The organism is Pseudomonas syringae group sp. J254-4 (assembly GCF_032586855.1).
GTDB lineage: Bacteria > Pseudomonadota > Gammaproteobacteria > Pseudomonadales > Pseudomonadaceae > Aquipseudomonas > Aquipseudomonas amygdali.
The window spans coordinates 86,479-99,208 of the sequence record NZ_JAWHOO010000017.1; the positions used below are offsets into that span (position 1 = coordinate 86,479).

Annotated in this window: 11 protein-coding genes; 3 read left to right on the forward strand and 8 right to left on the reverse strand. The window is 59.0% G+C overall.

The genetic code is table 11. The features are described from left to right. Positions 1-9: 9 nt before the first annotated feature. From dhaL to RYB09_RS19480, 7 genes are all read right to left on the reverse strand, one after another. Positions 10-660: a dihydroxyacetone kinase subunit DhaL gene (gene dhaL, locus RYB09_RS19450; protein WP_057403053.1), complete on the reverse strand. Its 651-nt coding sequence runs from the start codon at positions 658-660 to the stop codon at positions 10-12. A gap of 3 nt (positions 661-663) precedes the next feature. Continuing rightward, complete coding sequence (locus RYB09_RS19455) at positions 664-1,665, reverse strand: dihydroxyacetone kinase subunit DhaK (RefSeq protein WP_058401546.1); 1,002 nt, start codon at positions 1,663-1,665, stop codon at positions 664-666. A 40-nt stretch (positions 1,666-1,705) separates the two neighbouring features. Beyond that, complete coding sequence (locus tag RYB09_RS19460; protein ID WP_005777414.1) at positions 1,706-2,821, reverse strand: erythritol/L-threitol dehydrogenase; 1,116 nt, start codon at positions 2,819-2,821, stop codon at positions 1,706-1,708. A 29-nt stretch (positions 2,822-2,850) separates the two neighbouring features. After that, positions 2,851-3,606, reverse strand: coding sequence for a GolD/DthD family dehydrogenase (locus RYB09_RS19465; protein ID WP_316889820.1), 756 nt, complete (start codon positions 3,604-3,606; stop codon positions 2,851-2,853). 207 nt (positions 3,607-3,813) lie between these two features. Beyond that, positions 3,814-4,824: a substrate-binding domain-containing protein gene (locus tag RYB09_RS19470; RefSeq protein ID WP_057403056.1), complete on the reverse strand. Its 1,011-nt coding sequence runs from the start codon at positions 4,822-4,824 to the stop codon at positions 3,814-3,816. Positions 4,825-4,875: 51 nt separating this feature from the next. Further along, positions 4,876-5,853, reverse strand: coding sequence for an ABC transporter permease (locus tag RYB09_RS19475; protein ID WP_057403057.1), 978 nt, complete (start codon positions 5,851-5,853; stop codon positions 4,876-4,878). Further along, complete coding sequence (locus RYB09_RS19480) at positions 5,850-7,337, reverse strand: sugar ABC transporter ATP-binding protein (protein WP_057403058.1); 1,488 nt, start codon at positions 7,335-7,337, stop codon at positions 5,850-5,852. The genes RYB09_RS19475 and RYB09_RS19480 overlap by 4 nt, the downstream gene beginning before the upstream one ends. 281 nt (positions 7,338-7,618) lie before the next feature. Between RYB09_RS19480 and rpiB the strand changes: the two genes are divergently transcribed. The 3 genes from rpiB (at position 7,619) to RYB09_RS19495 (ending at position 11,576) form a co-directional block, all read left to right on the forward strand. After that, positions 7,619-8,080 (forward strand): ribose 5-phosphate isomerase B, encoded by a 462-nt coding sequence (gene rpiB, locus RYB09_RS19485; RefSeq protein WP_024671533.1) that lies wholly within the window; start codon positions 7,619-7,621, stop codon positions 8,078-8,080. 67 nt (positions 8,081-8,147) lie between these two features. Beyond that, positions 8,148-9,128, forward strand: a complete 981-nt coding sequence (locus tag RYB09_RS19490) for a sugar-binding transcriptional regulator (RefSeq protein ID WP_004662175.1) — start codon at positions 8,148-8,150, stop codon at positions 9,126-9,128. Between the two features lie 72 nt (positions 9,129-9,200). Next, positions 9,201-11,576 carry a membrane-bound PQQ-dependent dehydrogenase, glucose/quinate/shikimate family gene (locus RYB09_RS19495; protein ID WP_316889831.1) on the forward strand — a complete coding sequence of 792 codons (2,376 nt, stop codon included), beginning with the start codon at positions 9,201-9,203 and terminating at the stop codon, positions 11,574-11,576. 81 nt (positions 11,577-11,657) lie between these two features. On the opposite strand, the gene RYB09_RS19500 is transcribed toward RYB09_RS19495, so the two are convergent. After that, complete coding sequence (locus RYB09_RS19500) at positions 11,658-12,431, reverse strand: helix-turn-helix transcriptional regulator (RefSeq protein WP_058401550.1); 774 nt, start codon at positions 12,429-12,431, stop codon at positions 11,658-11,660. Positions 12,432-12,730: the final 299 nt, after the last annotated feature.

Sequence of the window (12,730 nt, forward strand, 5' to 3'; positions counted from 1 at the left end):
CGCGATGCTTTAACTGACTTTCAGCCTCGGCTGCACTGAATCCGCCAGTTGCGTCAGTATCAGGCAGCACGACACCGCGCCTGCATCCAGCACGCCGAGCGATCGTTCGCCCAGGCGACTCGCTCGGCCGATCTTCGCTACCAGGTCACGGGTTGAATCGCGCCCTTGTGATGCGGCGCTTTTCATCGCGTCAAGGGCTGCGCTGAATGATTCACCCCGGGCGTGGGCCTGCTCGAAAGCTTCGACGGCTGGAATCAGGGTGTCCATCAGGCATTTGTCGCCGATGCCGGCTTCGGTGATGTCCTGCAATGAAGTGAGGCCACCGCGCAGCAGTCTGGCGAAGGTGGCAGCGTCGATCTGCTCACAGCCGCGCACCTGATCGGCCATGCCGATAAACAGGCTGCCGTACAGTGGCCCCATGGAGCCGCCGATGCCTTCCATCAGGCTGAGGGTCAGTTCATCCAGTGCTTCGGCAAGGCTCAGTTGCCGGCCTTCAATGGTCCGGCCGCAATGGGCAAAGCCTTTGGCCATGTTAATGCCGTGGTCGCCGTCACCAATCGCGCCATCAACCTCGCTAAGGTATTCGCGATTGGCGACGATCACGCTGACCAGATCAGTGACGATGGCAGTGCCGTCATGGGTGGAGAAATGCTGGCTCATGGTTCACTCCGTCTGGGTCATGCCGATGGAGCGGCAAGGGTGGTCGATCAGGGTTTTCAGTTCGGCGTCCAGGCCCAGTACGGTGAGGGTTACGCCCATCATTTCCAGCGATGTGAAGTAATTGCCGACGTAGCAGCGATGAATATGCAACCCCTTGGCCTTGAGCTGGCTTTCGACTTCGGCGTAAAAAATATACAGCTCCATGACAGGTGTTGCGCCAAGACCGGATACCAGCACGACAACGCTGTCGTCAGCACTGAAGTCGCGGTCGGCGAGGATAGGTGCCAGCATGCGCTCGGCCATCGCGGCTGCCGACTCGATGGCAATGACCTCGATGCCCGGTTCGCCGTGGTGGCCAATACCCAGCTCCATCTTGCCGTCCGGAATCTGAAAATTGGGTTTGCCGACCGCCGCAATGGTGCAGGGCGTCAGACCGATACCTATTGAACGGCACTGATCCACGGCTTTCTGCGCGACTCTAATTACGCCATTCAGGTCATAACCTTGTGCGGCGGCAGCGCCACCGACTTTCCACATGAAAATTTCCCCGGCCACGCCACGACGTTTGGCGATATCGGATTTTGGTGCCGAGGCTACGTCATCGTTGGCGACCACGGTGCGGACTTGCAGATCCTTGCTGGCGGCCATTTTCATCGCCAGCTTCACGTTCATGTTGTCGCCCGCATAATTACCGTAAAGGCAGGCGATTCCAGCCCCATGATCGGCGGCACGGAAGGCGTCGAAAAAGCTTTTCGCAGTGGGCGAGGAGAAAATCTCGCCGACCGCTACGGCGTCCACCAGACCGGGGCCGACGTAGCCGAGAAAGGCCGGCTCGTGGCCCGACCCGCCACCCGTGACAATGCCGACGGAGCCTTGCACGGAAGGCCGCGCTTTGCTGATAACCCGAGGGTTATTGTCACTCTGCGTCAGTTCGGGGTGCGCGACCAGAATGCCGCGCAGCATGTCCTCGACCACTTGGTCCGGGTCGTTTATCACTCGGTTCATAACGCGATTTCCTGTGTTCTTTTTATAAGGATCGGGTGGGTCAAGGTTGCAGAACGACCTTCAATGATTTGTCGCCACGCTCCATGACCGCGAACGCCTCCTTGAACTCCGCCAGGGGGAATTTGTGCGTGACGACATCGCGCATGTCGATCTTGCGATTGCCGATGAAGTCGATGGCACGCGGGTACATGTAGGGCCCCAGATGGGAGCCGAGTACGTCCAGTTCCTTGCGGTCGCCAATGATCGACCAGTCCACCGTGGCCTCGTCGTTGAACACGCTGAACTCAACAAAACGCCCGAGTTTACGCAGCATCGCCAGGCCCTGATTGACCGCCTTGTGATGCCCGGTGGCTTCTATATAGATGTCGCAGCCGTAGCCGCCGGTGATCTCACGGATCTTCGCCAGTACATCGACCTCGGCCGGGTTCCACACCTCGTCAGCGCCCATGCGCAAGGCGAGGGCGGCGCGCTCGGGTTTCATGTCCAGCACGATGAGTTTTTTCGGGTTGCGCATACGCACTGCGCCAATGATCCCGAGGCCCAGCGTGCCCGCACCGGCGACCACCACGATGTCGTCGAAATCGACATTGGCTCGTTCTGCCGCGTGCAATGAGCAGGCCAGCGGTTCGATCAGGATCGCTTCGTCCGGGGCAATCGAATCCGGCACTTTATGGATGATGCCTTCTTTGGTGAAGATCATGTACTGGGCCATCGCGCCCTGCACGTTGTTCTGAAAGCCGTACAGGTCGTGTTTCTGACACATCCAGTATTGTCCGTGGTTGCAGAAGCGGCAGCCCCAGCATGGGACGATCTGCTCGGAAATCACCCGGTCGCCGATCTGCACGCCACGCTTTTCTGCACCTGGGCCGAGTGCGACCACCCGGCAGACAAATTCATGGCCCGGAATCATCGGTGGCTTAACGTAACGGGGCTGCTCGGCATCGCCCCAGAATGACGGAGCGCCGCGATAGGTCTTGATGTCGCCCATGCAAATCCCGCATAGCTCTACCTTGGTGAGGATTTCGTCGGGGCCTGGCGTCGGCACATCGACGGTCTCCAGCCGGTAGTCTTCCGGGCCATAGCAAACCACCGCTTGCATGGTGGACGGAATCACGGGAGAGAGTTGTTCGGCGGTGCGTTCAATGACGGTGGACATGACGATAAACCTCGCAACAGAAAAGTGAATTACTGGATGCTGTAGCCGCCGTCGATCACCACGTTTTCGCCGGTGATCATGCTGGCGGCATCGCTGAGCAGGTACAGGGCCAGCCCGGCTATTTCCTCCGGCTGGGCGAAGCGGCCTGCCGGGATCTGCGATTTGGCCCGCTCTCCGACTTCGCCCGCCCAGGCTTTTTTGCCCAGCGCGGTCTCGACGATGGTGGGCGAGATGGCATTGACGTTGATGTGCGGTGCCCACTCCATGGCCAGTACTTTGGTCATGCCGACCACGGCAGCCTTGCTTGCGCAGTAGGCGACGTGCCGGTCCAGGCCGATTACGGCGGCCTGCGAGGCGAGGTTGACGATGCGCCCGCTGCCTTGGGTGAGCATGTGCCGGGCGCAGGCCTGCGCCACGAAAAAGCTGGCTTTCAGATTGATATCCAGAGTGGTGTCCCAAGCCTCTTCGCTGACATCGACAGCCTTGTCCAGCACGGCAACACCGGCGCTGTTGACCAGATAGTCGATGCGCTTGAAGTGCTCGAACACGGTGTCGATGGTGCTGTTGACCTGATCGATCCTGCGCAGATCGACTGTGATGCCGATGTTCCCGCTGCCAAGGCTGGCAGCCACGTCGACCACTGCCAGGTCCCGGTCCAGAAGTGCGACCCGCGCGCCTCGCTCGACCAGCAGGCGGGCACAGGCAAGACCAATCCCTGCGGCCCCGCCAGTAATGACCGCGCAACGGCCATTGAGATCGAAGGCCTTGTTCCAGAATTCAGACATGAAAATGACTCCTGTAGCGCTGGTTGATTGATGAATCGTCACGCTCTGCGTGTTGCCGCACACGCAAGATGGGACGCAGAGCGCCCAGAGCTGCGCTCCCACGCTGGAGCGAACGGTGCCGGCAGGGACACCTCTCGTTCCTCACGCTCCGCGTGGGAATGCCTTTCGTGACGCTCCGCGTCACAAATCTGCGCTACGACGCTTGGCTTACTTGCCGCCGCTGACCTGTTGATACAGCGCATCGGCGTTGGCGTCAGTGACCGGCACCCAGGGCAGGATGTAGTTCTTGTCCGTGCCGTCGCCCCATTTGACGTCCTTGGCGTAGCGTTGCCAGATCACCGACTGCGGCTTGTAGTCTTTCCCGGCCAGGGCGCGCAGGGCGACATCAAGTGCGCCCTGGGATTGCGCCTGAGCGTCTTGCAGGAAGGTGGTGATTTCATTTTTCTTCGCCGCCTGAATCGCATCAGGCATGCCGTCGATGGAGGTGATCGGCACGTCCGCAGGCTTCAGATTGCGGGATTTCACCGCTTGCAGGGCTCCGAGAGCCATGTCGTCGTTCTGCGAGATGATCCCGGAGATACCGCCGTTCTGATGCGCGTTGAGCCAGTCTTCGGTCAGCGTCTGGGCTTCGGCACGTGACCAGTTGGCGGTTTTCTTCTCGATGATCTTCATGTCCGGGTGTTTGCTCAGGACTTCCAGCTCGCCCTTTTCCCGATCAATCTGTGCCGACTGGCCAATCGGCCCCTGAATGATCACCACATTGCCTTTGCCTTTGAGCTTGTCGACCATGGCCTGTGCCTGGAGGCGACCGCCCTCGACATCGTCGTTGCCGACGTAGGGCACTTTGTTGCCGGCAACCCGGGTGTTGGAAGCGATCACCGGAATGTCGTTCTCCATCGCCCTTGCCACGGTGCCGACGCCTGCCTTGGTGTCGATGGGCACAAAAATGATCGCATCGTAGTGCTGAGTGATCATGGTTTCGATCTGGTTGTTCTGGGTCAGTGCGTCGTAGTTACCGTCGAACACGGTGATTTTCACGGTGCCGTCCTTGACCGCCGGATGCTCCTTGAGCTCACGCACCCAGTTCTGCATGAACTGCCCCTTGAGGCCGTATACCGCCGCGCCGATTTTGTAGGTTTTGCCATCGGCGGCCAGGGTGATGCTGCTGGCGAGCAGGGAGAGCGCCGCAACAGCGGCCAGGGATGTACCGAATTTCATGATGAGAACCTCGTTATTGTTGTAATCAGTCGTTCATACAGAGGAAAAGGCCTAGCGTTTTTTCTTGCGCCACACGTCAATCAACACCGCAAACACGATAATCAGGCCCTTGGCGACCTGCTGGTAATAGGAGGACACGCCGAGCAGGTTCAGGCCGTTGTTGATCACCCCGATCAGCAATGCGCCGAACAGCGTGCCGACGATGCTGCCGGTGCCTCCCGACAGGCTGGTGCCGCCGATGACCACCGCGGCGATGGCGTCCAGCTCATAAGACATACCGGCCTGGGGCAGGGCGGAGGTGGTTCTGGCGGACAGCACCACGCCAGCCAGTCCCGCCAGCAGCCCGGAAACCACGTACACCGAAAACATCACCTTGCGCACACCGATCCCGGAGGTCCGCGCGCTCTTTTCGTTGCCGCCGACGGCGTACACATAGCGGCCATAGGTGGTGTAGCGCAGGACCATCCAGAAAATCAGCGCGACTACGGCAAAGATGATGATGGGCACGCCAATCGGGCCGACCCTGCCGATGCCCAGCGCCAGATATTCTTCGGGCAAGTCCGTCACCGGGCTGCCGTCATTGAGGATGAAGGTCATGCCACGGGCGATACTGAGCATGCCCAGGGTGGCCACAAACGGCGGGATTGAAAGGTTGGCGACCATGAAGCCGTTGACCACGCCGAGCATGGCCCCGGCGAACATACCGGCGCTGACCGCAGCCAGAAGGCCGTAACCCTGCGTCGCCACCAGCGCGCTGCACAACCCGGCGAACGCCAGAATAGAGCCGACGGAAAGGTCGATGCCCTTGGTCAGAATCACGTAAGTCATGCCGACCGCGAGAATGCCGTTGATCGAGGTCTGGCGCAGGATGTCCATCCAGTTGCGCCAGGTCATGAAATACTCACTGGCGAAGGCCATCACCAGGCACAGCAGAATAAACACCAGCGGCAGGCCAAAGCGATCGACGGACAAACGCAGGCGGCTGCGTGGCGCAGTGGTAGCAGGGGCGATAATGGTTTTGGCATTCATGAGGCAAGACTCAGCAGGACTTCCTGGGAAAGATCGGCATCGCTGCTGATGGTCACCAGCCTGCCACCCTTGAACACAGCGATTCGGTCACTCAGGCGCAACAGTTCCGGTGCTTCCGACGAAACCACGATGGCGGCCCCGCCAGCGCGTACGAACTGATCCAGCAGGTGATAGATTTCCTGTTTGGCGCCCTCGTCAATGCCTCGGGTCGGCTCGTCGCAGAGCAGGCAGACCGGCTCGGTCGAAAGGCATTTGGCGAGGACCACTTTCTGCTGGTTGCCGCCGCTCATCGACGCAACGGGCAGGTCCAGTGATGCGGTCTTGATCTGCAGGCGTCTGACCATGTCTTCGGCCAGCTTGTGCTCTTTGCGCGCATCGATCAGCGACCAGTTCGACAGCTGTCTGTAAGCCGACAAGGCGATGTTGGAAAGGATGCTGCCACTGAGTACCAGGCCGCTGTCCTTGCGGTCTTCGGTGACCAGTGAAACGCCTGCACGGATGGTTGCCTTGGGCAGGCCGACCGGCATGGGTTTGCCTTGCAGGGTGACGCTGCCCGAGTCGGGAATGGTCAGGCCGTACAGGCAGTTGAGAAACTCACTGCGACCCGAGCCCATCAGCCCGTAGATGCCGAGAATTTCACCGTGACGCACGTGCAGGCTTATGTCTTCGAATTCGCCGTTGCGGCTCAGGCTCTCGACATTCAGGCAGCACTCGGCGGCGCATTCACGACCGACCTTGTGGTCGATACGCTGCAACTCCTGGCCCACGATACCGCGCACCAGGTGTGCCCGGTCGATATCAGCCATGCGCCCGCTTTCGACGAAAGCGCCATCGCGAAAGATGCTGTAGTCGTCGGCAATCTGCGCCAGCTCGCTGAGGCGGTGAGAGACATAGATGATGCCGGCGCCTCGGGCAGCCAGTCGGCGAATGGCCTTGAACAGGGTTTGCGCCTCGCGCTCGCCAATCGCCGAGGTGGGCTCGTCCATGATCATCACTTCACAGTCGTGACTGAATGCCTTGGCAATCTCCACCAGCTGTATCTGCGCCACACTCAGCAAGTGCATGGGGCTGGTAGCGTCGACATCGAACTCCAGTTCTTCCAGCAGCTCGCGGGTGCGCCGATTCAGTTCCTTGCTGTCGACGATGCACCCGGCCCGGCGTGGTTCGCGGCCCAGCCAGATATTCTCGGCGACGGTCATGAAGGGGATCGGCTCCAGTTCCTGGGTGATCATTGCGATTCCGGCTGCGAGGGCGTCGCCAGGACGGCTGAACTGCACCGGTTCGCCGTTGAGCAGGATGGTCCCGGCATCGCGCTGGGTGATGCCCATCAAAATACTCAGGAAGGTGGACTTGCCCGCGCCATTGCCGCCACACAGGGCATGCACGCTCCCGGCTCGTAATGACAGACGCCCGTCACGCAGGGCGGGGATACCGGCGTAAGCCTTGGTGACATTTTCAGCCTGGAGCAGTAATGGCGTAGCCATTGGCGTGTCCTCGTGCTGTGAATTCTTATTAGATGCACTGATGCGTTGCTCAGTGAGCATATGTGTATCAAATGAAATTCTGATCAGTCAATCTCTTTCATATAAAAGTTTTGGAGCATCGATTTTTGGCGCCTCCTATCGTAAATGAGAGCTTTTGCTCAGTGTTCAGGCAAAAAAGCCGCTTGACAGTACGTCGCTAATGCCCGAGAAATGACTGATCGGAATTTCACCGATTGAACATTTGGTCAGACAATAAGAACTCGGCAGCGGAGCCTGATGCCATGAACACACCTTTCCCGGTGGCTATCGGATGTGATGAAGCGGGTTATGAACTCAAGGAATTGTTGAAGCGCCATATCGAGTCACTGGGTTATCCGGTGACTGACTTCGGCACGCATTCCACTGCGCCAGTGCTCTATCCGGACATTGCTCTGGCGGTCGCCACGGCGATCAATGCTGGCCAGCAGCGGCTTGGCGTGCTGGTCTGCGGTACTGGAATAGGTATGGCCATCTCTGCCAACAAGGTCTTTGGCATTCGTGCAGCTCAGGCTCACGACACTTACTCGGCAGAGCGCGCACGCAAGAGTAACGATGCGCAAATTCTTTCCGTCGGTGCACGAGTGATCGGTGCGGAACTGGCGAAAAGCATCGTCAAATCGTTTCTGGAGTCGGAGTTCGAGGCGGCTCGCTCCGGCGCCAAGGTCGAGCGTATTAACGCGATAGAGCGTGACGGGCACCAATAGTGAGTAGACGGCACAGGGCGGGAGTAGAGAGAATGCGCCTTTGACGTCGAAACGGAAGCTCGTCCACATGAGTGACAGTACCCAGCGCATGGCCAGCGACATCGATCTGATGACTGAAGTCGCGATGCTCTATTACCTTGAGAACGTCACTCAGGAAGCCATCGCCAAACGCTTTGACCTGTCGCGCGCAAAAGTCAGCCGACTGCTCAAGCGCGCACGCGATGAAGGTATTGTCGAAGTGCGCGTGCTGCAGCACCCGGCAATGAACAACGAGCTGGAGCTGGCGCTGGTAGAGCGCTTTCAGCTGGATAGGGCGCTGATTGCAGTCGACCACAGCGACCCCGACACCCAACGCTCGGCGGTCGCCAGCCTGGTTGCCAACTACCTGAACAAAACCCTGAGCGATGGAATGATCGTTGCCGTGGGTATGGGCCGCAATGTCGGCGCAGTGGCGGATAACGTGTTTTTGCCGGTCACGCGCAACTGCACATTTGTCTGCGCCATTGGCGGTTCGCTCAAGGCTGGCGAATACATGAACCCCGATCATATCTGCCGCCGTCTGGCGCTGCGCTTCGGTGGCGAAAGTGAAAGCCTGTACGCGCCTGCCCTGGTGGCCAACCCCGAGCTGCGCAGCATTCTGATCAGCAATGACACTGTGCGCTCCACACTGGACCGTGCCCGCCGCGCAGACATGGCGCTGATTGGTATCGGTGACATGAGCGAAAACAGCAACATGGTGCGTATGGGCTGGTTTTCCCCGCAGGAGATTGCCCAGGCCAGATTGTCCGGTACCGTGGGCGACATGATGGGCTATGATTTCATCGATATTCACGGCCAGCCGGCAGTCAATGCCATTCAGGGCAGGGTTATCGGCCTGACCGTGCAAGAGCTGTTTCGTATCCCGGATGTAGTGGCCATCGCCAGCGAAAACACCAAAGCAGCCGCCACGCTGGGTGCATTGCGCTCAGGTGTGATCAATACCCTGGCGACCACTGTCACTAACGCCCATACCATCCTTGCGCTGGATGACGCGACGCGCAAAAACTGAACCGACACGCAGGATGGCGTGGCGTCGAAAAACCTCTGCAGCGCAAGGTCATAACAAGAAAGGACAAGGACGATGATTCTGAAAGTGACAGGTATCGTGATCGCGATACTGAGTTTTATTCTGCTGTTCATGGGTGCGCAACTGGTCGCTGCCGGGGGCTCTCCCGCCTACTCGATCATTGCTCTGGTCTTGCTGGCCACGGCAACCCTGATCTTTCTGAAAAAGAAGTCGGCGCTGACCCTGTACGCATTGCTCATGTGGGGGATTCTGATCTGGATCATCTACGAAGTCGGCTTTGACAAATGGCAATGGATCCCCCGCGGTGACCTGTTTGCGCTGATCGGCCTCTGGCTGGCGCTGCCCTGGGTGGTGCGGCCGCTTTATCAGGCTGGCTCGAGCTTCGATAACCGTCGTTTTCATCCCTTCCTTGGCAGCACGCTGGGGGTGATGATGGTGATCGTGGTTGCGCTCATGTTTCATGACCCGTACCCGCTTCAAGGGCAGATCAGTAATGCAACGCCCACCCGTAGCGCCGAGTCGGCAGGCAAGGACTGGGCAGCGTATGGCGGAACTACTGCCGGTCAGCGTTTTTCCAGTCTTGATCAGATCACTCCGAAGAACGTCGGCAAGCTGTCGGTCGCTTGGGAGTACCACACCGGCGACCTGCGTGACGCAGGCAAGGATGCGGGCGAGTACACCTTTGAAGCGACGCCGCTGAAGATCAACGACCGGGTGTATGTATGTACGCCGCATAACGAAGTGCACGCGTTGAACCCGCAGACCGGGGAACTGGCCTGGAAATACACGCCTGAGAAAAAACGCTCTTACCTGCAGCAGCATCAGACCTGCCGGGGCGTCAGCTATTATTCCGCTGCATCCAGCTCGACTGGCCAGGTGCCACAGCCCGCTCAATGCGCAAAACGCATCATTACTGCCACCGCAGATGCCAGGCTGGTCGCGCTTGATGCAGACACCGGTAAATTGTGCGGCGATTTCGGCAATGGTGGCGTGATCGACTTGAGCGTCAATATGGGCGAGATTCGTCCACACGCGCTGATGCAGACCTCTGCGCCACTGATTGCAGGCGAATTGATCGTGATTGGCAGTTCGGTGATGGATAACGGCTACGACGACGGCAACCCGTCCGGCGTCATCCGCGCCTATAACGTCATGACTGGCCAGTTGGTGTGGAACTTCGATCCGCAAAACCCGGACATTACCCAGCCAATAGCGGCCGACCAGAACTACCCACAAGACACACCTGTTGCCTGGGCAACCCTGAGCGCCGATGTTGAAAACGGTCTCGTGTACGTTCCCTTCGGCAATGCCTCGCCCGACGAAACCGGCACCCGGCGTGACCCCGGCAGCAATACCGAGAAGTTTCGCGATGCACTGGTGGCGCTGGACTTGAAAACAGGTGCGCTGCGCTGGAAGTTTCAGTCGTCGAACAATGACCTGTGGGATCGCGACAACCCTTCACAGCCGTCGCTGCTTGCCGTGGGAAAAGAAGGCAACAGGCAGCCTGCGTTGCTGTTGCCGACCAAAGTCGGGAATATCTTCGTGCTCAACCGCCTGACCGGCGAGCCGATAGTGCCTGTTGACCAGGTCAGCGTTCGCACCGAAGGCGGAGTTGCGGGCGAGCGTTTCGCGGCGACCCAGCCGGTCTCAAGGCTTAACTTCATCCCCCCGGCGTTGACCGAGAAGTCCATGTGGGGCATTACGCCTTTCGATCAGATGGCCTGCCGGATTACCTACAACTCACTTCGTTATGACGGCAATCCCTGGACACCTGCCACGGAGGCGGGCTCGCTGATCTATCCCGGCAACATCGGTGTGTTCAACTGGGGCTCGGTGGCGGTTGATCCTGACCGCCAATTGTTGATGGCAACACCGGTGCGCCTTGCTTACATCTACAACCTGATCAAGCGACCCGATCAGGCAGCGCAGAAGCGTCTGTTCACTCAGGAAGGCAAGCCGTACTGGAACGAAAACTTCAACGGTGACTACGCCATCCGCATCTCAAGGTTCGCCTCCAGCCTTGGCATTCCCTGCACTGCGCCACCATGGGGAACCCTGGCAGGGGTCGATCTGGCCACCGGAAAAACCGAATGGACACGCAGGGTTGGCACCACCAAAAACCTCAAGACCAGCTTCATGCAGGAGCGTTTTCCAGTCGGTTTTCCGATGGGCATGGTCGCCCATGGCGGTCCGCTGGTTACCGCAGGCGGTCTGGTATTCCATGGGGCGACAGCGGATAACTTCTTTCGCGCTTACGATGTGAATAACGGAGACGTGCTCTGGGAGCATGAATTGCCGGCTGGAGGGCAAGCGACACCTTCGACCTATACCGGCAGTGATGGCAAACAGTACGTGATCATTGCGGCTGGCGGCCACGGATCCCTTGGTACGACACTGGGTGACAGTGTGATTGCCTTCCGGCTTGATTGAGATCGGGTCAGGGCAGGGGAAAGGGCCGGAACAGGCCCTTTTCAGCATTTGCATGATGCATCTGCATCGCGTCAGGCAGTATCAGCCGCCTGCCATCCAGCGTGCCAGACCGTGCCGGCCGCTGACGCCGAGTTTGGCGGTGGCGCGCTTGAGGTAGGTTTCCACCGAGCTGTTTTTCACCTTCAGGCGCTGCGCCATTTCGGCCACAGTGCCACCGGTCAGCAAACCCAGGCACACCTCCTGCTCGCGTGCCGACAGCGTGACCGAATCCTGCGCCAGCCTGCCACTGAAAGCTTGATCCAGAGAACCGGGCTCCGGCTCGATACGGGGCTTGCGATGGCCTGCCTGGGCAAGGATTTGCGCATGATGCTCGACCAGCGGCAACAGTGTGTCGGAGAGACTCTTGAGTAATGAAAGCTCGGTCAGGGAAAACGCGCGCAGGTAAGTCAACCGATAAACGCAGATGATCCGTCGACGGTCACCGCTGCTGGAAACGAGATTGCACTGGTGAGTGTTTTGCTGTGGGCGTTGCGCGTCAAGCGGGGTTTTGAGCTGGACCAGCAACGGTGCCTGCATGTCCAGAATGCTTGATAGCAGAGGATGGTCTGTTGTTTCGGGGCTCGGAGGATCGTGCTGCAGGCCGGCGCTGCCGAGCAGATTGATGCGACTGATACTGCTCTGACGCACGTCCAGTGTCCATTCACTGAGGTCAAGCCCGTGAATAGGCACCAGCGCATCCACCAATTGCAACATCTGCTCGGAAAATGTGGCGGCACCGGTACTGGAAACCAGTTGAGCCAATTGCAGATAGAAGCGTGGATCGTCGCTGTATTCGAAATGTTGCGCCGTGTTCATCTTGAGCTTTCCTGATTCCGACCGCGCAAAAAGGACCTTGGTCGACTGCCGCGCGGTAACTACTGATTGCAATAACTGACAAGCCTGATGACTGGACTGGGTCTTTGGTATTCAGCCAAAGCTTTTGTCGTGCGTCTGTAACGGAAAACGGGGACAGATTTTCAACCTGCCAAACATGTATAAGCGATGAAGAGTGGCTATAAGCCAGTCTCCGGGGTCTGTCCGGGTTTAAGGGGCCATACATAGGCAGGTCGGCAGTGCTTAATCCGCGGCCTACCTGTCAAGAAGGACCTTGAGCC